Annotated in this window: 20 protein-coding genes and 1 tRNA gene; 8 read left to right on the top strand and 13 right to left on the bottom strand. The window is 69.7% G+C overall.

From position 1 onward, the window contains the following. Positions 1–4: 4 nt before the first annotated feature. Both IEY87_RS28995 and IEY87_RS29000 read right to left on the bottom strand, forming a co-directional pair. A complete protein-coding gene (locus IEY87_RS28995) occupies positions 5–769 on the bottom strand; it encodes a 3'(2'),5'-bisphosphate nucleotidase CysQ (RefSeq protein ID WP_189141964.1) in 765 nt (254 codons plus the stop codon). Then, positions 769–2,208 carry a sugar transferase gene (locus IEY87_RS29000; RefSeq protein ID WP_372462270.1) on the bottom strand — a complete coding sequence of 480 codons (1,440 nt, stop codon included), beginning with the start codon at positions 2,206–2,208 and terminating at the stop codon, positions 769–771. Before IEY87_RS29000 ends, IEY87_RS28995 begins: the two co-directional genes overlap by 1 nt. A gap of 406 nt (positions 2,209–2,614) precedes the next feature. On the opposite strand from IEY87_RS29000, the gene IEY87_RS29005 reads away from it, so the two are divergent. Together IEY87_RS29005 and IEY87_RS29010 are read left to right on the top strand one after the other, a co-directional pair. Then, positions 2,615–3,079, top strand: coding sequence for a helix-turn-helix domain-containing protein (locus tag IEY87_RS29005; RefSeq protein WP_189141965.1), 465 nt, complete (start codon positions 2,615–2,617; stop codon positions 3,077–3,079). After that, entirely contained in the window at positions 3,073–3,996 is a 924-nt protein-coding gene (locus IEY87_RS29010; protein WP_189141966.1) for an RNA-guided endonuclease TnpB family protein, read from the top strand. The genes IEY87_RS29005 and IEY87_RS29010 overlap by 7 nt, the downstream gene beginning before the upstream one ends. 4 nt (positions 3,997–4,000) lie before the next feature. Here IEY87_RS29010 and pth read toward each other — a convergent pair whose 3' ends face one another. The 5 genes from pth to IEY87_RS29035 all read right to left on the bottom strand — a co-directional run bounded on the left by pth (position 4,001) and on the right by IEY87_RS29035 (position 8,064). Further along, the gene (pth, locus tag IEY87_RS29015; protein ID WP_189141967.1) at positions 4,001–4,585 is read right to left on the bottom strand and encodes an aminoacyl-tRNA hydrolase; all 585 of its coding nucleotides are present in this window, start codon (positions 4,583–4,585) and stop codon (positions 4,001–4,003) included. A 63-nt stretch (positions 4,586–4,648) separates the two neighbouring features. Further along, positions 4,649–5,245 (bottom strand): 50S ribosomal protein L25/general stress protein Ctc, encoded by a 597-nt coding sequence (locus tag IEY87_RS29020; protein ID WP_189141968.1) that lies wholly within the window; start codon positions 5,243–5,245, stop codon positions 4,649–4,651. A 116-nt stretch (positions 5,246–5,361) separates the two neighbouring features. Beyond that, a complete protein-coding gene (locus tag IEY87_RS29025; RefSeq protein ID WP_189141969.1) occupies positions 5,362–6,339 on the bottom strand; it encodes a ribose-phosphate diphosphokinase in 978 nt (325 codons plus the stop codon). 64 nt (positions 6,340–6,403) lie between these two features. Beyond that, complete coding sequence (glmU, locus tag IEY87_RS29030; RefSeq protein WP_189141970.1) at positions 6,404–7,855, bottom strand: bifunctional UDP-N-acetylglucosamine diphosphorylase/glucosamine-1-phosphate N-acetyltransferase GlmU; 1,452 nt, start codon at positions 7,853–7,855, stop codon at positions 6,404–6,406. Positions 7,856–7,992: 137 nt separating this feature from the next. Further along, positions 7,993–8,064 (bottom strand) — tRNA-Gln (locus IEY87_RS29035). Between the two features lie 302 nt (positions 8,065–8,366). On the opposite strand from IEY87_RS29035, the gene IEY87_RS29040 reads away from it, so the two are divergent. The 4 genes from IEY87_RS29040 (at position 8,367) to IEY87_RS29055 (ending at position 13,305) form a co-directional block, all read left to right on the top strand. Next, entirely contained in the window at positions 8,367–9,308 is a 942-nt protein-coding gene (locus tag IEY87_RS29040) for an acyl-CoA desaturase (protein WP_189141971.1), read from the top strand. Between the two features lie 79 nt (positions 9,309–9,387). Further along, complete coding sequence (locus tag IEY87_RS29045; RefSeq protein WP_189141972.1) at positions 9,388–10,329, top strand: TetR/AcrR family transcriptional regulator; 942 nt, start codon at positions 9,388–9,390, stop codon at positions 10,327–10,329. Positions 10,330–10,382: 53 nt separating this feature from the next. Continuing rightward, positions 10,383–12,446, top strand: coding sequence for an RNA degradosome polyphosphate kinase (locus tag IEY87_RS29050; RefSeq protein WP_189141973.1), 2,064 nt, complete (start codon positions 10,383–10,385; stop codon positions 12,444–12,446). Continuing rightward, complete coding sequence (locus IEY87_RS29055) at positions 12,433–13,305, top strand: NUDIX hydrolase (RefSeq protein ID WP_189141974.1); 873 nt, start codon at positions 12,433–12,435, stop codon at positions 13,303–13,305. The genes IEY87_RS29050 and IEY87_RS29055 overlap by 14 nt, the downstream gene beginning before the upstream one ends. Positions 13,306–13,311: 6 nt before the next feature. Here IEY87_RS29055 and IEY87_RS29060 read toward each other — a convergent pair whose 3' ends face one another. From IEY87_RS29060 to IEY87_RS29070, 3 genes are read right to left on the bottom strand one after another with little or no spacing between them, the layout of a single operon-like run. After that, complete coding sequence (locus IEY87_RS29060; RefSeq protein ID WP_189141975.1) at positions 13,312–14,787, bottom strand: CYTH and CHAD domain-containing protein; 1,476 nt, start codon at positions 14,785–14,787, stop codon at positions 13,312–13,314. A gap of 51 nt (positions 14,788–14,838) precedes the next feature. After that, complete coding sequence (locus IEY87_RS29065; protein WP_189141976.1) at positions 14,839–15,186, bottom strand: VOC family protein; 348 nt, start codon at positions 15,184–15,186, stop codon at positions 14,839–14,841. After that, positions 15,183–15,959, bottom strand: coding sequence for a trans-aconitate 2-methyltransferase (locus IEY87_RS29070; RefSeq protein ID WP_225277742.1), 777 nt, complete (start codon positions 15,957–15,959; stop codon positions 15,183–15,185). Before IEY87_RS29070 ends, IEY87_RS29065 begins: the two co-directional genes overlap by 4 nt. Positions 15,960–16,014: 55 nt before the next feature. On the opposite strand from IEY87_RS29070, the gene IEY87_RS29075 reads away from it, so the two are divergent. Continuing rightward, positions 16,015–16,515 (top strand): MarR family winged helix-turn-helix transcriptional regulator, encoded by a 501-nt coding sequence (locus IEY87_RS29075; RefSeq protein ID WP_189141977.1) that lies wholly within the window; start codon positions 16,015–16,017, stop codon positions 16,513–16,515. Positions 16,516–16,518: 3 nt separating this feature from the next. Here IEY87_RS29075 and IEY87_RS29080 read toward each other — a convergent pair whose 3' ends face one another. Beyond that, positions 16,519–16,926 (bottom strand): MerR family transcriptional regulator, encoded by a 408-nt coding sequence (locus IEY87_RS29080; RefSeq protein WP_268241364.1) that lies wholly within the window; start codon positions 16,924–16,926, stop codon positions 16,519–16,521. A 77-nt stretch (positions 16,927–17,003) separates the two neighbouring features. Between IEY87_RS29080 and IEY87_RS29085 the strand changes: the two genes are divergently transcribed. Beyond that, the gene (locus IEY87_RS29085) at positions 17,004–18,200 is read left to right on the top strand and encodes an MFS transporter (RefSeq protein ID WP_189141978.1); all 1,197 of its coding nucleotides are present in this window, start codon (positions 17,004–17,006) and stop codon (positions 18,198–18,200) included. A gap of 50 nt (positions 18,201–18,250) precedes the next feature. Here the strand turns inward: IEY87_RS29085 and IEY87_RS29090 are convergent, their stop codons facing one another. Together IEY87_RS29090 and IEY87_RS29095 are read right to left on the bottom strand one after the other, a co-directional pair. Further along, positions 18,251–20,056: an ABC-F family ATP-binding cassette domain-containing protein gene (locus IEY87_RS29090; RefSeq protein WP_189141979.1), complete on the bottom strand. Its 1,806-nt coding sequence runs from the start codon at positions 20,054–20,056 to the stop codon at positions 18,251–18,253. A gap of 77 nt (positions 20,057–20,133) precedes the next feature. Beyond that, positions 20,134–21,033, bottom strand: a complete 900-nt coding sequence (locus tag IEY87_RS29095; protein WP_189141980.1) for a 4-(cytidine 5'-diphospho)-2-C-methyl-D-erythritol kinase — start codon at positions 21,031–21,033, stop codon at positions 20,134–20,136. Positions 21,034–21,051: the final 18 nt, after the last annotated feature.

The following is a 21,051-nucleotide window of genomic DNA, read 5'->3' on the forward strand; positions in this document are numbered from 1 at the left end:
GCGGTTATCGATGCAGGTCCCGGATCCCGGCGAGCAGATTAGACGCCAAGTCCGGTAGGGAAACCAGAATATCTGGTAGTGAGGGGTCAACTTGGTTGTAGGTCAGCTTCGAGCCGTCGATCCGGCTGGCATGGGCGCCCGCGGCGAGGGCCACGGCGACCGGCGCGGCCGAATCCCACTCGTACTGACCGCCGGCGTGCACGTATGCCTCGACCTCGCCGGTGAGCACCGCGGAGATCTTCGCGCCCGCCGAGCCGATCGGCACCAGATCGGCGCCGACCAGATAAGCGAGCTTCTGCACGAACTCCGGCGGCCTGGTGCGGCTCACCGCGATGCGGAACCTGCCCCCGTCGTAGGCGGGCAGCTTGGGCGGCTCGGCGGTGGTCAGCGTGCGCCCCTGCGCCGGCAGCGCCACAGCGCCGGCGGTGAGCACTCCCCGCTCCCACAGCGCCACGTGGACGGCCCAGTCGGACCTGCCCTCCTCGGCGAACTCACGGGTGCCGTCGAGCGGGTCGACGATCCACACCCGATCCGCGCTCTGCCGGCGCGGATCCATCCGCTCCTCGCGGGTGGCCTCCTCCGACAGCACGCTGTCGGAGGGCCTGAGCCTGGCGAGCGACTCCATCAGCAGGAGGTGCGCGGCCCGGTCACCGGCGGACCGCAGCACGGCGGGGTCGTCGAAACCCTCACGCCGGCGGACCTGCAACAGGTGCTCCCCCGCCTCGGTGGCCAGGTCGGCGGCCAGGGCGTGGTCATCACGAATCGTCATCAATAAGCTCCTTGCCCGCGGGCGACGGCCGACCAAGTCTTCCACAGGATCTGCAGGTCCAGCATGAGGGTCCAGTTCTCCACGTAACGCAGGTCCAGTCTGACGGATTCCTCCCACGACAGATCCGACCTGCCGTTGACCTGCCACAGGCCGGTCAGGCCGGGCCGGACGAGGAGCCTCCTGCGGACGTCGTCGCCGTAGCGGGCGACCTCTTCCGGCAGCGGCGGGCGCGGCCCGACCAGCGACATGTGGCCGAGCGTCACGTTGATGAGCTGAGGCAGCTCGTCGAGTGAGTGACGGCGCATGAACGCGCCGAGCGGCGTCACCCGCGGGTCATTGCGGATCTTGAACAGCGGCCCGTCGCCGTCGCTGACGAGGGTGATCTTCTGGCGCTCGGCGCCGCGCCGCATGGTGCGGAATTTCACAATGGTGAAAAGCCTGCCGTCCCTGCCGACCCTGGTCTGCCTGAACAGCGCCGGCCCCGGACTGGTCACGCGGACCGCGATGGCCAGCCCGGTCAGCAGCGGGGACAGGAGCACCAGCAGGGAGAGCGCCACCAGCCGGTCGAAGACGTTCTTGACGAGCTGCCGGGCGCCGGTCAGCTCGGGGTGCTCGACATGCAGCAGCGGCAGCCCGGCGGCGGGCCGGATGGTGGTGCGCGGCCCGGCGACGTCCATCAGCGCCGGGGCCACCACCAGCTCGGTCCGGGTGGCCTCCAGCCGCCAGGCCAGCCGGCGCAGCGCCAGGCCGTCCATCTCCGGGCAGGCGAGCACGGCCACGGTGTCGGCCCGGACCTGGTCGACGACGAGGGGCGCGTCGCTGAAGTGGCCGACGACGGGCACCTCGGCCACGCTGTCGTGGCAGGCCTCGTCGGGCAGGCAGGCCGCCACGACCTCCATGCCGTGATGGCGCTCCCTGCGGAAAAGCCTGACGAGCTCGTCCACCGAGGCGGCGTGGCCGACCGCCACGACCCTGCGCATGCACTCGCCGCGCGCCCGGCGCCGGTGCAGCGAGCGGCGCAGGCAGTGCCTGAGCACCAGGGTGAGGAGCGTGACCAGCGGCAGGGCGAGCACCACGTAGCCCCGGGCAATGTCGGTCTTGGTCACGTAGGAGCCGATGGCGAGCGCGGCGGTCAGCGCGACGCCGCACTGGACGATCCGGCGGAACTCCTCCGAGCCGACGCCGATCAGCCGCGGCTCGTAGGCCCGGTTGAGCGCGACCGCGCAGATCCACACCAGCGGCAGCACCGTGCTCGCCAGGAGGTAAGGCGTGGCGTAGGCGGTGATCTCGCCGAATCTGCACACGAAGGCGGCGGCCGAGCCCGCGCTCGCGCAGAGCAGGTCGGCCACCAGGGCCTGGATCTTGTAGACGCGCACCCAGCGGGGCACGCGCGGGCCGACTCGCCAGGCGTCCTCGGGACCGGCTTCGACGAGGGCCAACCGGGCCTCGCCGTGGGGTCCGTCGTGCACACACGCCTCCGAGTGACCGATCGCGAACAGACAGTCACCAAAGCGTAGCGGTCGGCGACGACAGAGAACGCGTGAACGGCCCTATGCGGGGGTTGGTAACCGCTGTGGTTCGTATCAGTGTTCGTCAGTCTTCATCTGGTTTCTCTAGCGCGATCGCGGTCTGTCACGTGGCGATCGGGAGGCGACTCGGCGGTCTGCGAACTGGTGGACGGCATAACGAAGCGCCGTAGGGGCCTGCGGCTTCGCGCCGCGCCTACCCGGCGCAATCTGCCTTACCCTTCGCCGTCACGGTAAGCATGCAAAAGACTACTCAACGTACGGTCATGCTGGTAGAGTCGTTCGCACACACTCTCGAATACACGAAGGAAGGGTGGTCATGCGGGTCGTGCAGGCCTACCGTTTCGCGCTGGACCCCACCACACGCCAGGCCGCCGCGCTGGCCTCGCACTGCGGGGCAGTCCGAGTCGCGTTCAACTGGGGCCTGGCGCAGGTAAAGGCGAACCTGGCGCAGCGGGAGGCCGAGCGCTCCTACGGCATCCCCGACGACCAGCTCACCCCCGCCCTGTCCTGGTCGATGTACAGCCTGCGCAAACGCTGGAACCAGGTCAAGCACGAGATCGCGCCGTGGTGGGCGGGCAACTCCAAAGAAGCCTACGCCTGCGGGCTGACCCGCCTGGCCGACGCCCTCGCGAACTGGCGCGACTCCCAGCAGGGCACGCGCAAAGGCCCGACGATGGGCTTCCCCCGCTTCAAGACCAAACGCCGCGCGGCCCGGTCGGTGCGCTTCACCACCGGCACGATCCGGCTGGACGGCCACACCACGTGGTGCTGCCGGTGCTAGGACGGATCAAAACCCATGAGCGGGTCACCAAGATCGCCCGCCTCCTCACCGAAGGGGCGCGGATCGCCTCGGCGACAGTGCGCTGGCAGGAGGGCCGCTGGCACGTCAGCTTCACCGTGCACACCGAACGCCCCCCAGCAACGCCCGCCCGGCCGGTCGCGGTGATCGGCGTGGACCTCGGCATCAAGACGCTGGCGGTCTTCTCCGACGGACGCCCGCCGATCGCCAACCCCCGCCACCTCAATAACGCTATGCGTAAGCTGCGCCGCCTGTCGCGGGCGGTCTCCCGCAAACACGGCCCCGACCGGCGCACCGGCCAGAAGCCCTCGCAACGGTGGCGGCGGGCGAACGCCGCCCGCAACCGGGCGGAGCATCGGGTGGCGGCGCTGCGCCGCGACGGCATCCACCAGCTCACCACCAGCCTGGCACGGACGTACGGCACCATCGTGGTCGAAGACCTCAACGTGGCCGGGATGATCCGCAACCGGCGACTGGCCCAAGCCATCTCCGACGCGGGCTTCGGTGAGATCCGCCGCCAACTCGCCTACAAAACCGGCTGGCACGGCGGACGGCTGCTGGTGGCGAGCCGCTGGTTCCCCTCCTCCAAGACGTGTTCATCCTGCGGGGTAGTGAAAGCCAAACTGCCGCTGCGGGTGCGCACCTACGTCTGTGAGGGGTGCGGCCTGTCGATGGATCGTGACGAGAACGCCGCGCACAATCTCGCCTCTTTGGTGGAGCGCACGGTCGCCGGGAGTGGCCCGGAGACCATAAACGGACGTGGAGCCGACCATAAGACCCCGCCTGGCGGGGCAGGTGGCCGTGAAACGTCAACCCCGCACCGGGCACCCGCTGCCCGGATCAGACGAGGACCTTCGCCCACCACGGGCGAATCACTGAGAATCCTTGAAACTCAGTGAACGGTCAGCGTGGAGGGCCGGAAATGTTCAGATCGGCGCGGTGAAAGTCGTTCTGCGTGACTTCGAGGCCGCGTTCCATCAGCGATTCGACCACGTCGGCGGCCCGGTCGACCAGGAACGGCAGGTCCTTGCGCTCGGCGGTGGCGAAGTCCTTCAGGACGAAGGAGGCGGGGTCCATCCGGCCCGGCGGCCGGCCGATGCCGAAGCGGACGCGGAGGTAGTCGCGGGTGCCGAGCACCTTGGTGATCGACTTGAGCCCGTTGTGGCCGTTGTCGCCGCCGCCCAGCTTGGCGCGCAGCGCGCCGTAGGGGACGTCGAGCTCGTCGTGGACCACGATCAGCCGCTCAGGGCCGATCTTGTAGAAGTCGGCGAGGGCCTTGACCGGCCCGCCGGACAGGTTCATGTACGTCAGCGGCTTGGCGAGCACGGCGGCCCGGGTCTCGAGCACCTCCGAGCGGCTGCGATGCGCCTTGAAGCGCCCGCTCGCCCTGGCGGCCAGCTCGTCGAGCACCATGAAGCCCGCGTTGTGCCTGTTGCCGGCGTATTCAGGGCCGGGGTTGCCGAGCCCGGCGATGAGCCAGCGGTCCATGTGCTCTCCTCAAGCGCGGAACGGGACAGCCGGCGACGCCGGCTGTCCCGTGACCCGCAACGATTACTCGGCGGCCTCGGCGGTGCCGTTCTCGCCGGCCCCTTCGCCCTCGGCGGGAGCCTCGGTCGGCTTGCCGATGACCTGGAGGATCACGGCCTCGGCGTCGGCGGCGAGGGTGGTGCCCTCGGGCAGCGGAAGCTGAGCGGCGGTGATGACGGTGCCGACGGTCAGCCCCTCGACGTCGACCTCGATGCCGGTCGGGATGTGCGTGGCCTCGGTCTCCACGGAGACGGACAGCAGCTGCTGGTCGAGCAGGCCATCGGAGTTGACGTCGCCGACCGTGGTGACCGGGATCTCGACGGTGACCTTCTCGCCGCGCCGGACCAGGAGCAGGTCGACGTGCTCGATGAAGCCCTTGATCGGGTCACGCTGGACGCCCTTGGGCAGCGCCAGCTCGTCGATGCCGTCACCGGTCAGGCGGATCAGCACGTTGGCCGTGCGCAGCGCGAGGAGCACTTCGTGGCCCGGCAGGGTCAGGTGCTTGGTGTCGGTGCCGTGCCCGTAGAGGACGGCGGGCACCTTGGCGGCACGGCGGATCTTGCGGGCTGCGCCCTTGCCGAACACGGTGCGCGACTCTGCGGTGATACGTACTTCGGACACGACATCTCCTAGGGATGCGGAAGATCGGATTTTGCGCTCCCCCTCACCCGCCCTAGCGGAAGGCGTTACGAGCGCAACCGGGCCAGTCTACAGCCCGGTCACCGGACCGGACGCCATCATGTGTCGCCCTCGAACATGCTGGTGACGGAGCCGTCGGTGAACACCTCGGTGATGGCCCGGGCGATGAGCGGCGCGATCGACAGCACGGTCAGCTTGTCGAAGCGGCTCTCCTCCGACAACGGCAACGTGTTGGTGACGATGACCTCGGAGATCCGGGAGTTCTTCAGCCGGTCGACCGCCGGGTCGGAGAACACCGCGTGCGTGGCGGCCGTGATCACGTTGGTGGCGCCCTGTTCGTACAGGGCGTCGGCGGCCTTGCAGATGGTGCCGGCCGTGTCGATCATGTCGTCGATCAGCACGCAGGTGCGGCCGCGTACTTTACCGACGACCTCGCTGACCTTCACGGAGTTGGCCACGTCGAGGTCGCGCCTCTTGTGGATGAAGGCCAGCGGGGTGCCGAGGGTGTCGGCCCAGCGCTCCGACAGGCGCACCCGGCCGGTGTCGGGCGAGACGATGGTGGTGTTGGCCAGGTCGAGCCGGTCCTTCAGATAGCTCTCCAGCACCGGCATGGCGAACAGGTGGTCGACCGGTCCGTCGAAGAAGCCCTGGATCTGCGAGGTGTGCAGGTCGATCGACATGAGCCGGTCGGCGCCCGCGGTCTTGAACAGGTCGGCCATCAGCCTGGCCGTGATCGGCTCGCGGCCCCGGCCCTTCTTGTCCTGCCTGGCGTAGCCGAAGAACGGCATGACCACGGTGATGCGCTTGGCGGAGGCCCGCTTGAGCGCGTCGACCATGATGAGCTGTTCCATGATCCACTGGTTGATCGGGCCGGTGTGGCTCTGCAGCACGAAGGCGTCGCAGCCGCGCACGGATTCGAGATAGCGCGCGTAGATCTCGCCGTTGGCGAAGTCGATCAGTTTGGTGGGGGTCAGGGAGACGCCGAGGTGCTCGGCGACCTCCTCGGCCAGCTCGGGGTAGGCCCGGCCGGAGAAGAGCATGAGCGCCTTCTCACCCGGCTGCTTGAGGCTGGTCATGAGACCTCCTCCGTCGGCCTCGTGCTCATGGTGCCGTCGTTACCGATGCCCTCGGCGAGCTCGGTCATGTGCCACTCTCCCGCTGTTCTTGCTCAGCCAGCGCCCGCTCGGCGGCCGCGGCTGACTTGGTGCCCGCGCGCCTGCGCAAGACCCACTTTTCGATGTTGCGCTGACGCGCTCTGGCCACCCCGATGGCGCCGGGCGGCACATCGCCGTCGATGACGGAGCCGGCGGCCGTGTAGGCGCCGTCCCCGATCGTCACCGGGGCGATGAGCATGGTGTCGCAGCCGACGAACGCGCCGTCGCCGACCTTGGTGCGGCTCTTGGTGACCCCGTCGTAGTTGACGAAGATCACCGAAGCTCCGATGTTGACGTCGTCGCCGATCGTGGCGTCTCCCGCGTAGGTCAGGTGCGGCACCTTGGAGCGCTCGCCGACCTGGGAGTTCTTCATCTCGACGAAGGTGCCGGCCTTGGCGCTGCGGCCGAGGACGGTGCCGGGGCGCAGGTAGGCGTACGGGCCGACGCTGGCCTGCGGGCCGATGTCGGCGCCGTCGGCGACGGCGTTGCGCACCACGGCGCCCGCGCCGACGCGGGTGTCGGTCAGCGTGGTGACGGGGCCGACTTCGGCGCCCGCCTCGATCACGGTGCGGCCGTGCAGCTGGGTGCCGGGGTGGATGACGGCGTCGGGCTCGATCTCCACGCCCACGTCGATCCAGGTGCTGCCGGGGTCGACGATGGTGACCCCGCCGCGCATGTGCCGCTCCAGCAGCCGCTGGTTGAGCACCTTGCGGGCGAACGCGAGCTGGACCCGGTCGTTGACGCCCTCGACCTCGGCGTAGTCGCCGGCGACGTGCGCGCCGACGCGGTGACCGTCACCGCGCAGGATCGACAGCACGTCGGTGAGGTATTCCTCGCCCTGGGCGTTGTCGCTGGAGACGCGCTTGACGGCGTCGGCCAGGAGGTCGCCGTCGAAGGCGTAGATGCCGGAGTTCATCTCCTTGATGGCCCGCTGGTCGGGGCTGGCGTCCTTGTCCTCGACGATCTCCAGCACGGCTCCGCCGGGGTCGCGGATGATGCGGCCGTAGCCGGTGGGGTCGGGCACCTCGGCGGTGAGCACGGTGACCGCGTTGCCGTCGGACTCGTGCCGCTGGAGCAGCTCGGCCATGGTCTCGGTGCGCAGCAGCGGCACGTCCCCGTAGGTGACGAGGACGGTGCCGCTGATCGTGCCGGTCTCCTCCAGCACGGTGCGAACGGCGTGGCCGGTGCCACGCTGCTCGTGCTGGACGACGGCGCGCGCGTCCGGGCTCGTCTCGGACAGGTGGGCGCCCACCTGCTCCAGCGCGTGGCCGATGACGACGATGAGCCGCTCGGGACCGAGGTCCCTGGCGGCGGAGAGCATGTGGTCGACCAAGGCTCGGCCGCACAGCTCATGCAGGACTTTCGGGGTCTGGCTCTTCATCCGGGTTCCCTCGCCTGCGGCGAGGACGATGACGGCTGCCGGGCGCGGCACACTCACGGACTGAGGCTCCCTGTGGCTGGACGGTCTCAGGGTCATGTGCGGGCTGTCGCACCGCAACCCTGCCGACACCGTGAGGATACCTGGCCACCGTGGGCTCCCCTCCAGGGGGGCTTTCGGAAGGGAAGGCCTAAAAGCTCCCGGAAGAGGACTCGAACCCCTACAAAGTGGACCAAAACCACTTGTCCTGCCGATTAGACGATCCGGGATCAGGCGGACACCGTGGCGTCCGACACCGTCCTACGATACCGACCCCGCGCCGGCGTGCGCGCCGATTAACGCGCCCGGATCCACCGCGGGCGGACTAGATCGCCGATTGACGGGCACGGTGGGAGTCGGTGTGCGCCATAACAGGCCATCCGAAACGCCGCAAGGCATGGAAGCAACGCCCGCCCGTCGAAACTCCGTCACCTATCGGTCATGGAGGCTTAGCCCTTCCTTACCTACGATGGCGTAAGTTACGGTGACGTAGGACGGACATAGTTCTCAAACAGCTCGTGAGAGGTAGCCCATGACCGTTATCGCCGATCGTCCGACACCCGGACCGAAGCCCGAGTTCGAGCCGGAGCCGCGTACCAAGGCCGAGCTCGTCTCCTTCGCCCTGGTCGTCGGGCTACCCATCGTCGCGATCCTGGCCGCCGTGCCGATGGCCTGGGGATGGGGGCTGATCGGCTGGACGGACGTCGCCATCGCGGCCGTCTTCTACGTCGTCTCCGGCCTCGGCGTCACCGTCGGCCTGCACCGGTACTTCACCCACGGCTCGTTCAAGGCCAAGCGGCCCATGAAGATCGCCCTGGGCATCGCGGGCAGTCTCTCGCTGGAGATGTCCGTGCTCGACTGGGTCGCCACCCATCGCAAGCACCACAAGTTCTCCGACAAGGAGGGCGACCCGCACTCGCCGTGGCGCTTCGGTCCCGGCTTCAGGTCGATGACCAAGGGCCTGCTCTACGCGCACATGGGCTGGCTGTTCGACGCCGAGCGCACCAACCGCGAGAAGTACGCCCCGGACCTGTGCCGCGACCCCGACATCATGAAGCTGCACCGGGCCTTCGGCGCGCTGGCCCTCGTCTCCCTCCTGCTGCCGGGCATCCTCGGCGGGCTCATCACCTGGTCCTGGCAGGGCGCGCTGACCGCGCTGTTCTGGGGCACGCTGGTCCGCATCGGCCTGCTGCACCACGTCACCTGGTCGATCAACTCGATCTGCCACGTGTTCGGCGAGGAGGCCTTCCAGGTACGGGACAAGTCCCGCAACGTGTGGTGGCTGGCGATCCCGTCCTTCGGCGAGTCCTGGCACAACTTGCACCACTCCGACCCCAGTTGCGCCCGGCACGGCGTGCTCAAGGGCCAGATCGACCTGAGCGCCGGCCTGATCCGGATCTTCGAGAGGCTGGGCTGGGTGTACAACGTACGCTGGCCGAATCCCGAGCGGCTGGCGGCGAAGCGGATTGCCTGACACCGCTCTGTCGATGCCCGGCACTCCCGTAGGCACCGCCATTATGGAAAGCGTGACCGAATCCCGATCTCGCAGGCGTATGACCGGAAAAGAACGAAGAGAGCAGCTGATACTGATCAGCCGCACGCTTTTCGCGCAGAAGGGGTTCGACGGGACCTCGATCGAGGAGATCGCGGCCACCGCGAATGTCTCGAAGCCGGTGGTCTATGAGCACTTCGGCGGAAAAGAAGGCGTGTACGCGGTCGTCGTCGACCGGGAGATGCAGAAGCTGCTCGGCATGATCACCGAGGCGCTGACCGCGAGCCACTCGCTGGTCAAGCTGGAACGGGCCGCGCTGGCCCTGCTGCAGTACATCGAGGAGAGCAGCGAGGGTTTCCGCATCCTGGTCCGCGACTCGCACGCCGCCTCGGGCACCGGCACGTTCGCCAGCCTGATCAGCGAGATCGCCAGCCAGGTGGAGGACGTGCTGGCCGACGAGTTCGCGGCCCGCGGCTACTCCCCCGGCCTCGCGCCCATGTACAGCCAGATGCTGGTCGGCATGGTGGCCCTGACCGGCCAGTGGTGGCTGGACGTGCGCAAGCCGGGGCGCGAGGAGGTGGCGGCGCACGTGGTGAACCTGGCCTGGAACGGCCTGACCGGGCTCAACCCGCAGCCGGCCATGACCAAGGCCACAGCGATGGCCCCGACGATGACCACGACGGCGGCCACGCGCGACCAGGCCGCGGCCAAGGTGCCCGCACCGCGCGGCAGCGACAAGGACCTGCGCGAGCTGGACAAGGTGCGCGAGCGGGAGCTCAAAGAGGCCGAGAAGATCCGCCAGCGTGAGCTGCGCGAGGCGGAGAAGGCCAGGGTGCGCGAGCTGAAAGAGCGCGAAAGGGTGCTGAAGGAGGCCGAGAAGGAGCGTGAGCGGCTCTTGAAGGAGGCCGAGAAGGTACGCGAGCGCGAGGAGAAGCTGCGTCAGCGGGAGGCCAGGCTGGCCGAGAGGGCCGCCCGGCTTGGACATCCTGACCAGATGGAATAAGTCGTTGCGGTCCCGTTAACGTTCTGTTCAACCTAATGGGGCATATTTCCTTTATGTCCGTTGAGCAGCTGCAAACCGGAAACGATCTAGCTTTGCCGCAGGACAGGTTCCTCAATCGCGAGGAGAGCTGGCTGCAGTTCAACGAGCGGGTGCTAGAGCTGGCCGAGGACCCCTCATTGCCGCTGCTGGAGCGGGTGCGCTTTCTTGCGATCTTCGCCAGCAATCTCGACGAGTTCTTCAGAGTCCGGGTCGCCGGCCTCAAACGACGCATGGCGACCGGCCTGCTGCTCCGGACCAAGAGCGGACTGAAGCCGAGCGAGGAACTGGCCAGGATCGCCACCGTCGCCGACAAGCTGGCCAGACGGCACGCCGCGGCCTTCCACCAGCAGATCAGGCCCAAGCTCGCGGCCGAGGGCATCGAGGTCGTCCGCTGGGACGAGCTGGGGCGCGAGGAGCGCACAGTGCTGCGCAAGCTGTTCCGGGAACGGATCAGGCCGGTCCTGACGCCGCTGGCCGTCGACCCCGCCCATCCATTTCCGTACATATCTGGACTAAGTTTGAATTTGGCGGTCGTGGTGCGGAACCCGGCCAATGATCACACGGTGTTCGCCAGGGTCAAAGTGCCTTCGCAGTTGCCCCGATTCGTGGCGGCCTCGCAGGATCGGTTCGTACCGCTGGAGGATGTCATCGCGGCCCATCTGGGCCAGCTTTTCAAGGGGATGGAGATCGTCCAGCACCATGTCTTCCGGGTGACCAGGAACGAGGATCTCGAGGTCGACGAGGACGTCACCGAGAACCTCATGCAGGCCCTGGAGAAGGAGCTGCGGCGGCGCCGGTTCGGGCCGCCGGTCCGGCTGGAGGTGGAGGACACCATCTCGCGCGAGGTGCTCGACCTGCTGGTGGACGAGCTGGAGCTGGCCCCGCACGAGATCTACCGCATCGCCGGGCCGCTGGACCTGACCGGTTTGCACGCCATCGCCGACCTCGACCGCGGCGAGCTCAGCTACCGCCCGTTCGTCCCGGCCGAGGCCATCAGCGCCGAGGACGACGTGTTCGCCGTGCTGCGTGAGCGCGACGTGCTGCTGCACCACCCCTACGACTCCTTCGCCACCAGCGTGCAGCGCTTCATCGAGGTGGCCTCCGCCGACCCGAAGGTGCTGGCGATCAAGCAGACCCTCTACCGCACCAGCGGCGACTCGCCCATCGTGGACGCGCTCATCGACGCGGCCGAGGCGGGCAAGCAGGTCGTGGTGGTCGTGGAGATCAAGGCCCGCTTCGACGAGCACGCCAACATCTCCTGGGCCCGCAAGCTGGAGCGGGCCGGCTGTCACGTCGTCTACGGCGTGGTCGGGCTCAAGACCCACTGCAAGCTCGCCCTGGTCGTCCGGCAGGAGCCCTCCGGCGAGCTGCGCCGCTACTGCCACATCGGCACCGGCAACTACAACCCCAAGACGGCCAGGCAGTACGAGGACTTCGGCCTGCTCACCGCGGACCCGCTGGTCGGCGAGGACGTCACGGACCTGTTCATCCACCTGACCGGCTACTCCAACCACTCGGCCTACCGCAGGCTGCTGGTCGCGCCGCACTCGCTGCGCGGCGGACTGCTGGCCAGGATCGACCGGGAGATCAGCCACCAGCTGGCGGGACGCCCGGCCCGCATCCGGATCAAGACCAACTCGCTGGTGGACGAGCCGCTCATCGACGCCCTCTACCGGGCGTCCCAGGCGGGCGTGCCGGTCGACCTGTGGGTGCGGGGCGTGTGCACGCTGCGCCCCGGCATCCCCGGCCTGTCGGAGACCATCCGGGTACGGTCGGTCCTCGGCCGCTTCCTGGAGCACTCGCGGGTGTACGAGTTCGGCCTGGGCCGCCGGCCCGAGGTGTGGATCGGCAGCGCGGACCTGATGCGCCGCAACCTCGACCGCCGGGTGGAGGCCCTGGTCAAGGTGACCGGCGTCCAGCACAAGGCGTACCTGATCGACCTGATGGACCGGGCCATGGCCGACACCACGAGCGCCTGGTGGCTGGACGCGAGCGGCACCTGGTACCGCCATCAGGGCGAGGACCTGCAGAGCCATTACATCGCCACCCGCCGCTGGAGGACCGTTGACGACGACTGACCCGCTGCGCGCCGCCGGAGCCGTGGTGTGGCGGGGCGCGGAGGGCGCGCCGGAGGTGGCCGTCGTCCACCGCCCGCGCTACGACGACTGGACCTTCCCCAAGGGCAAGCTCGAAGCCGGTGAGCACGTGATCGCCGCCGCGCTGCGCGAGGTGCGCGAGGAGACCGGACTGACCGTCACGCTCGGCCGCCCCCTGCCGGCCGTCCACTACCCGCTCCAGGGCGCGCTCAAGAGGGTCGACTACTGGACGGCGCGGGTGAGCGATGACGGCGGGTTCGTGCCCGGCGACGAGGTGGACGAGCTGCGCTGGGTCTGTCTCGACCGGGCGCGGGAGCTGCTCAGCTATGCCTGGGACGTGGAGCTGCTCGGCAGGCTGACCACCGCGCCGCTGTCCACCGTCCCGCTCGTCCTGGTCCGGCATGGCTCGGCCGGTTCGCGCCAGAGCTGGCAGGGGGAGGACGCCCGGCGCCCGCTCGACGACGAGGGGCTGGCCCAGGCGGCGGTCCTGGCCACGGTGCTCCCCGCCTACCGGCCCGAGATCCTGCTGAGCTCCCCCAGCCTCCGATGCGTCCAGACGCTGCGGCCGTACAGCTCGGACCTCGCCCTGGAGCCGCTGCTCAGCGAGGAGACCTACGATCCGCCCAAGACGACCGCCCTGGTCGGCGAGCTCACCGCACCCGCCGTGGTGTGCAGCCACGGCAAGGTGCTGCCCTCCCTGATCGCCGCCCTCAGCTCGCTCGACCCTTTCAGCCCGCTCGCGGCGCTCGGGGGCGAGCAGGCGCACCTGGCCAAGGGAGCCTTCGCCGTCCTGCACCGGCTGGACGGGCGGGTGATCGGCGCGGAGCTGCACACCACCTGACCTCGCTCAGAGAACGCTCCGCACCGCCGCACAGGTCTCCGTCCAGACGCCGGGAAACTCCTCGTGCGCACGCTGCGCCGTCGCGCGTTCGAGACCGACGAGCACCCCGTACGTGAAGGTGTCCTCACCCGCCGCACGGGCTTTCCCCGCCTCCGCGAGCAGCCTCTCCTGCGCGACCACCCCGTCCTGGTGCGTGCCCAGCACTTCCTGTACGTTCTCCGCCAGCTTGGCGAGTGTGCCCATGGGCTTGCCGAGGGTGGGTTTGAGCGCCTCGGCGGTGTAGCGGGCGCGTTTGGCCGCCTTGCGCACGTCGTGCATGGCGATCTCGCGCCGCTCGGGGTCGGCGATGGCCTGGGCGGTGTCGTAGGCCTTGGTCACCCGTGCCCAGTTGGCCGCCGCGACACCCCTGAGCGTGTCCCCCGCCGGCTCGGCCGCCGCCTTGGCCAGCGTCGGCTCGGCCACCAGCGCGTCGAGTGCGTCGAGCAGGGCGTAGTAGCGCTCGCCGCTGAGCTCCTGCCTGATCCGCTCGTAGGCTTCCCGCTCGCGCTCGGCCAGGTCGTCGCAGAGCCGGGTCCGGATCGGCCCGATCACCAGCTCGGGGGGCAGCGCGGCCAGTTCGCCGTCGTACCTGGCCCTGATGACCTCCAGGTCGCGGACCTCGCCCAGCACGGTGCCGAGCCACTGGAGCTCCTCCTGGAGCTCGCCGGTGTCGCGCACGACGGACTTGAACGCCTTGAGCGCGCTGCGCAGCCTGCGCGTGGCGACCCGCATCCGGTGCACACCGCCCTCTTCGGCCCGCCGTACCCGAGGGTCCTGGGAGAGCAGGGCGGCCACCTGGCCGGACAGGTAGCCGAGCACGGTGTGGCCGGCGGTGCCGTCGTCCAGGGTCGCGCTGGGGGCGGCGGGCGGTTCCAGGAGCTTGGCCAGCTTGCTGGCCGCCGCGGACGGCGTCGCGCCCGCCTTCCTGAGCCGCTTGCCGACCTTCGCCAGCAGCCGCTGGTCACCGTCGAGCAGTTCCGCCTCGACCTCGCGCCACCGGACCACCATCGGCTCGTCGCCCTGGAAGGACGTGCCCTTGACCCGGTCGTCGGCGACCTCGACGAGCCTGGTCTCGCCGTCGCTCAGCACGGTCACGCTCCGGCGGGTGGCGAGCTCGGCGACCACCCGCAGCTCCGCGCCGCGCGTGTAGGCACGGACGAGCTCGGCCAGCTCCTCCGGCACGGCCTTGGTCCGGGTCAGCGGTCGCGTGATCTCCTGCCGCACCCCCTTGGCCTTGGGCAGCTTCAGGTGCCAGCCGGAGTCGGAGCCGCCGCGCCTGCGCCTGAGCGTCACTCCCCTGGCCGCCAGCCGCAGATCCGGGGTGTCGTAGTAGAGGGCGACGAGCTGGAAGGACTTCGGACCAGTGGCCTCGGCGAGACCGGTCAGATCCGGCACCGCGAAATCGGGCGGGACGTCGAACTTATCCTCGATCTCAATGCCCACGACACCTCATAATTGTCCGCTTTCATCCATGATGTCACCCGAAGGTGAACATCAGGTGCGCTGCATCAGCTCGATCCTGTTCCCGACCGGATCCGAGACATGGACCCGCCGAAATCCCGCGACCGGCGCGTCCGGCACCGCGTCAGGCAGCTTGGCCACCAGCTCGTCCAGATCGTCGACCAGGAACGCCGGATGCGCCTTCGCCGCCGGCCGGAAGTCCTCCTCGATGCCGAGATGGACCTCCACCCCCTGCCCCCGGAACCAGGCCCCGCCCCGTTCGGCCAGTGCCGGCGGCTTGGCCACCTCCTGGAGGCCGAGCACACCCGCGTAGAACGCCCTGAGCTCCGGCTCGCTGCCTGCGGGCGCGGCAAGCTGTACGTGGTGCAGTCCGATGATCATTTCTGCGCCACCACGAAGATCCGCCGGAACGGGAAGGGGGTGCCGAAGTCCCGCGCCGGATAGGCCTCCTCGAACCGCTCGGCCAGCTCGGCGGTGAACCGTTTCGCCTCGTCCGGCCGCAGCCGGTCCAGGATGGGCCGCAGGGCGGTGCCGGAGACCCAGTTGAGCACCGGGTTCTCGCCCTTGGGCGCGTCGAGGACGTGCACGTACGTCGTCTCCCAGGCGTCCACCCGGGAGCAGCCGCCCAGCAGGTCCAGATACTCGGTGGCGGGGCCGACGGGAGCTCCCCTGTCGTAGTCGCCGAGCCTGTCGGACCAGGCCGGCGAGCCGCACAGCGCGCGGATGGCCGCGTGGCTGGGGGCGTCGTGGTTGCCCGGCACCTGGAAGGCCAGCCAGCCTCCCGGGCTCAGCGCCGTGATCCAGCGCTCGATGACGTCGCGGTGCTCGGGCACCCACTGCAGGACCGCGTTGGAGACGATCACGTCCACGGGCCGGTCGGGGTGCCACGTCGTGACGTCGGCGACGGTGAACCTGGGGGCGGCGTCCAGCGCCCGCGCCTTGGTGATCATGGCGGGTGAGGAGTCGAACCCCTCCACAGTGGCCCTGGGCCAGCGCCGGGCCAACTCACTGGTGAGTTCGCCGCTCCCGCAGCCCGCGTCCACGACATAATCAGGATCGTCGGCCGCCACCCTGGCCAGCAACTCGAAGAACGGCCGCGACCGCTCACCGGCGTATCTGCCGTACACATCGGGGTCCCAGATATCTCTTGACATAGAGATAATTCGTACCGAGATATTTATCTCGATGTCAAGACAGTACACTCGTCGCATGACGCAGGATCCGCAGGACGAGGTCGACCGGCTCGTCGCGGCGTGGCGGGCGGAGCGCCCCGACCTCGACGTCGAGCCACTCCAGGTGCTCTCGCGGGTCTCCCGGCTGGCCAAGCACCTCGACCGGGCCAGACGGGCCGCCTTCGCCGAGCACGACCTGGAGCCCTGGGAGTTCGATGTGCTGACCGCCCTGCGCCGGGCCGGCAAGCCGTACGAGCTGAGCCCCGGAGCGCTGCTCCGCGCCACGCTCGTCACCTCCGGCACCATGACCAACCGCATCGACCGCCTGGCCCAGGCCGGACTCGTCCGCCGCCGCCCCGACCCCGAAGACCGCCGCGGTGTGCTCGTCACCCTGACGGAGACCGGGCTGACCCGCGTCGACTCCGCCTTCTCCGACCTGCTCAGACGCGAGCACGACCTGCTGAGCGGCCTGACCTCCGACGACCAGCACGCCCTCGCCGCCCAACTCCGGACCCTGCTGGCCCCCTTCGACTCCTGAGCGTCACCGGGCCCCGGAAGCGCTGTCCTGGACCGCAGCGAGGTAGGCGTAGATGGCGTCACGGTTGCGGGCCAGGCAGTCGATGCGCTGCTGGATGCGCTCGGCCTCACCCCTCAGCAGCGCGTCGACCTCCGGGGTCAGGCACCGGGGATTGATGAGGATGTCCTCGGGCCGGTCGAGGAAGGGCAGGAGCCTGCGGATGATCTCCATGGTGAGTCCCGCGTCGAGCAGGCCGCGGATCTGCTGGACCTGACGGACCGCCGACGGCCCATAGCGGCGATAGCCGTTTTCCGATCGCCCGGGATGCAGCAGATCCTGCTCCTCGTAGTAACGCAGCATCCTGGTGGGAACGCCGGTGAGCCGGGACAGTTCGCCGATCCTCACCGCCCGCTCGCCGCCACGCCGACCCACATGGCGCTGGACACCTTCACTCCACTCCTCATGGTGCATTTGCCTTCACATTGATGTGAACGTTTGACCATGGTCGCATGTCCACCTCGGATCACCCGCCCGCGAGACTGCCGTGGGCCGGGCTGCTGGCCCTGTTCGCGGCCGCGTTCCTGGCCGTCACGACAGAACTGCTCCCCGCCGGACTCCTGCCTCAGCTGAGCGAGGGCCTCAACGCGTCCGAAGGGCAGATCGGGTTTCTCGTCACCGGCTACGCCGTCGCCTCCTGCCTCACCGCGATCCCCGTCACCGCGGCCCTGCGCCGCCTGCCCCGCCGGCCGGTGCTCATCGCCGTACTCGCCGGCTTCGCCCTGTTCAACCTCGTCACCGCCTTGTCCTCCTCCTACCCGCTGACGTTCGCCACCCGGCTTCTGGCGGGCGTGATGGGCGGCACGCTCTGGGCGATGCTCGTCGGTTACGCCGCCCGGATGGTCCCGCCGGAGCGCCGGGGTCGCGCCATCGCCATCGTCTCCGCCGGCATCACCGTCGCGCTCTGCCTCGGCATCCCAGCGGGCACCGCCCTGGCCGGCGCCTTCGGCTGGCGCGCCGCCTTCATCACCCTCACCCTCCTGGCCGCGGCCCTCGCCGCCTGGGTGCGGTGGAAGGTGCCCGACCACCCAGGCGAAGCTCCCACCGTACGGAGCCCGCTGCGCACCGTGGTCACCCGGCCGGGGATCCGCATGGTGCTCACTGTCACGGTGCTTGTCCTCCTGGGACACCAGGCGGTCTACACCTACATCGCGCCGCTCACGGAGCTCTCCGGCACCGGGCGCACCGGCTTGGTGCTGCTCGTCTTCGGGCTGTCCACCGTCGCCGGCATCTGGCTGGTCGGCACCGTCATCGACCGCTACCCGCGTCCCGTTCTGCTGGCCGCCCTCGCCTTGATCACCCTCGCGATGCTGGCCCTCGGGCTGGCTGGGCAGACCCAGGCCGTCCTGCTGATCGCCACCGCCGGCTGGGGAGTCGCCTTCGGCGGTGTCCCCACGCTGCTGCAGGCCGCCCTGGTCAACGCCTCCGGAGCCGCCGACGCGGACGTGGCCACCTCCATGCAGACCACCGTCTACAACCTGGGCATCGCCGCAGGCTCCTTGACGGGCGGCCTCGTCCTGGAGACCTCCGGCGTCGGCGCCCTCCCCTGGACCGCCCTGCCCCTCCTCGCCGTCGCCCTCCTCGCCGTGACCGCAGCCCGCCGCCGCGCCTTCCCACCCCATCCCACGCCCGTCCCGGCCCTGGCCTGAACCTCTGTCAATCGGCGCGGTTCGGGGTTGGCGGCGTGCGGAAACGGGCGTTAGTCGCCGATGCGGTCGGCGAGCTCCAGCCACTCGGCTTCGACGGTGTCCTTCTGGGCGAGGATGTCGCGCAGCCGGTCGTCCAGAGAGCCGAGCTTGGCGTAGTCGCTGGCCGCCTCCGCCATCTGCGCGTGCAGCTTGGCCTCCTGCTCGCCGAGCTTGTCCAGCTGGCGCTCCAGGCGGTTGAGCTCCTTACGCAGCTCGCGCTCCTCCTTGACGGAGAGCCCCTGGGCAGCTTCGGGAGCTGCGGGGGCGGACCGGGTGGCGGGGGTGGCGGCGGCCTCGGCCATGCGGGCGGTGAGGGCCGAACCCGAGGCGCGGCGCTCAAGATATTCGTCGACACCGCCGGGGAGGAACGACAGTTTGCCGTCACCCAGCAGGGCCACGCAGCGGTCGGTGACGCGCTCCAGGAAGTAGCGGTCGTGGGTGACCAGGATGAGCGTGCCGGGCCAGGCGTCGAGCAGGTCCTCCAGCTCGTTCAGCGTCTCGATGTCGAGGTCGTTGGTCGGCTCGTCGAGCAGCAGCACGTTCGGGTCGTCCATGAGCAGCCTGAGCAGCTGCAGCCGCCGCCGCTCGCCGCCGGACAGATCCCCGACGACCTTCCACTGCGCCTCGCCCTTGAAGCCGAGCCGTTCGAGGAGCTGGGAGGCCGTCCACTCCTTCTTGCCCACCTGGATGTACTTGCGGACCTCTTCGACGGTCTCCAGCACCCTGCGCCCCGGGTCGAGCTCGCTGAGCTCCTGCGACAGGTGCGCGAGCCGTACGGTCCTGCCTCTGACGATCCGCCCGGAGTCGGGCTCGACCGTGTCGGCGAGCAGCCGTAGCAGCGACGACTTGCCGGAACCGTTGACGCCGATGAGGCCGACCCTGTCGCCCGGCCCGAACTGCCAAGTGCAGTCGTCGAGCACCAGCGGCCCGGCGTCGGGCCCACCGGCGTGCAGCGTGACGTCTTCGAGGTCGTACACGGTCTTGCCGAGCCGGGCGGCGGCGAACTTGAGCAGCTCGACGCTCTCCCGCGCCGGCGGCTCGTTCGCGATCAGCGCCTGGGCGGCCTCCACCCGGAACTTGGGCTTCGACGTGCGGGCCGGAGGGCCACGGCGGAGCCAGGCGATCTCCTTGCGCATGAGGTTCTGGCGGCGCTCCTCGGCGGACTGGGCGATGCGCGCCCGCTCCGCCTTGGCGAGCACATAGGCGGCGTATCCGCCCTCGTAGCGCTCGACCCGGCCGTCCACGACCTCCCACGTCCGCGTCGAGACCGCGTCCAGGAACCACCGGTCGTGCGTCACCACCACCAGCGCGCTCCTCCGGCCGGCCAGGTGGGCGGCCAGCCAGGCGATGGCCTCGATGTCGAGATGGTTCGTGGGCTCGTCCAGCATGATCAGGTCATGCTCGGCGATCAGCAGCTGAGCCAGCGCCGTGCGCCTGCGCTCGCCACCGGACAGCTCGCCGGCCTTGGCGTCGAGGTCCAGGTCACCGATCAGGTTGCCGAGGATCTCCCTGACCCGCTGATCGCCCGCCCACTCGTGCTCGGCCAGCTCGCCCAGCACGATCTCGCGCACGCTCTGCGAAGGGTCGAGCAGGTCCCGCTGGGCCAGCACGCCTACCCGAAGGCCCCGGGTGTGCGTCACCCTGCCGCTGTCGGGGCGCACGTCACCGGCGATCACGCTCAGCAGGGTGCTCTTGCCCCCGCCGTTGCGGCCGACGACGCCGATGCGCTCGCCGGCCTCCACCCCGAGGGAGAGGTCGCTGAGGAGAGGCTTGGGTCCGTAGGCATGGGAGACGGACTCGAGATTGACCAGGTTCATTGCCTCCCAGGGTATCGGCTCACGGCGAGCGCATCTTCCGCCCGCGTTCAGCGGTCACCGAGGCACTCACGGACGGCTCAGAGGATGGTGGCGCCGGGGGTGGGACCGTGGGCTGTCGCCGTCGCTCGGATGGGGGCCCGCTCGGGCAGGGCCTGGGCCAGACGGGCGGCGTGAGCGGCGTCTTCGACCAGGAAGGCGCAGGTAGGGCCAGAGCCCGAGACGATCGCCCCCAGAGCCCCCAGACGACGCCCGGCCTCCAGAGTGACGGCCAGCGCGGGGCGAAGGGACAGGGCGGCAGGCTGAAGATCGTTGGACAGGCAGCGCCCCAGGGCGTGGGGGTCACCATCACGCAGCGCCGCCAGAAGCCCAGCATCAGCCTCAGGCCAGAAGCCCCTGGACGGGGTTGCGCGGAGGCGGTCGCATTCGGCGTAGACGCTGGGGGTGGACAGGCCGCCGTCGGCCATGGCGAAGGTCCAGTGGAAGGTGCCCGTGGTGGGGAGCTCGGTGAGCAGCTCGCCTCTGCCGGTGCCCAGGGCGGTGCCGCCCATCAGGGAGAACGGCACGTCGCTGCCCAGGTCGGCGGCCAAGCGCATGAGGTCTTCGGCGGGCAGGCGGAGACCCCAGAGCTCGTTGCAGGCCACCAGGGCCGCCGCGGCGTCGGCGCTGCCTCCCGCCATGCCTCCCGCCACCGGGATCGCCTTGTGGATGACCAGGTCGGCGCCGTAGCAGACGCCCGCGTGCTTGGCGAGGGCGCGGGCCGCCTGGACCGCCAGGTTGGTGTCGTCCACGGGCACCAGGTCGGCCCAGTCGCCCGTCACGGCCACGGTGATGGAGTCGGACTCCCGCGCCACCACGTCATCGAAGATCGACACGGCATGGAAGACGTTGACCAGGTCGTGGTAGCCGTCCTCCCTGAGAGGGCCCACGGACAGCTGCACGTTGACCTTCGCGGGCACCCGTACGGTCACCGAACTCATCAGATCTCCTTCGTGGAT

The sequence above is a fragment of the Nonomuraea glycinis genome, assembly GCF_014646515.1.
Lineage (GTDB): Bacteria > Actinomycetota > Actinomycetes > Streptosporangiales > Streptosporangiaceae > Nonomuraea > Nonomuraea glycinis.

Excerpts from the sequence above, each read along its gene's own strand:
- IEY87_RS28995 (WP_189141964.1), bottom strand. The coding sequence starts at position 769 with ATGACGATTCGTGATGACCACGCCCTGGCCGCCGACCTGGCCACCGAG.
- IEY87_RS29005 (WP_189141965.1), top strand. The coding sequence starts at position 2,615 with ATGCGGGTCGTGCAGGCCTACCGTTTCGCGCTGGACCCCACCACACGC.
- pth (WP_189141967.1), bottom strand. The coding sequence starts at position 4,585 with ATGGACCGCTGGCTCATCGCCGGGCTCGGCAACCCCGGCCCTGAATAC.
- IEY87_RS29025 (WP_189141969.1), bottom strand. The coding sequence starts at position 6,339 with ATGACCAGCCTCAAGCAGCCGGGTGAGAAGGCGCTCATGCTCTTCTCC.
- IEY87_RS29040 (WP_189141971.1), top strand. The coding sequence starts at position 8,367 with ATGACCGTTATCGCCGATCGTCCGACACCCGGACCGAAGCCCGAGTTC.
- IEY87_RS29045 (WP_189141972.1), top strand. The coding sequence starts at position 9,388 with ATGACCGGAAAAGAACGAAGAGAGCAGCTGATACTGATCAGCCGCACG.
- IEY87_RS29050 (WP_189141973.1), top strand. The coding sequence starts at position 10,383 with ATGTCCGTTGAGCAGCTGCAAACCGGAAACGATCTAGCTTTGCCGCAG.
- IEY87_RS29065 (WP_189141976.1), bottom strand. The coding sequence starts at position 15,186 with ATGATCATCGGACTGCACCACGTACAGCTTGCCGCGCCCGCAGGCAGC.
- IEY87_RS29070 (WP_225277742.1), bottom strand. The coding sequence starts at position 15,959 with ATGTCAAGAGATATCTGGGACCCCGATGTGTACGGCAGATACGCCGGT.
- IEY87_RS29075 (WP_189141977.1), top strand. The coding sequence starts at position 16,015 with ATGACGCAGGATCCGCAGGACGAGGTCGACCGGCTCGTCGCGGCGTGG.
- IEY87_RS29085 (WP_189141978.1), top strand. The coding sequence starts at position 17,004 with ATGTCCACCTCGGATCACCCGCCCGCGAGACTGCCGTGGGCCGGGCTG.
- IEY87_RS29090 (WP_189141979.1), bottom strand. The coding sequence starts at position 20,056 with ATGAACCTGGTCAATCTCGAGTCCGTCTCCCATGCCTACGGACCCAAG.
- IEY87_RS29095 (WP_189141980.1), bottom strand. The coding sequence starts at position 21,033 with ATGAGTTCGGTGACCGTACGGGTGCCCGCGAAGGTCAACGTGCAGCTG.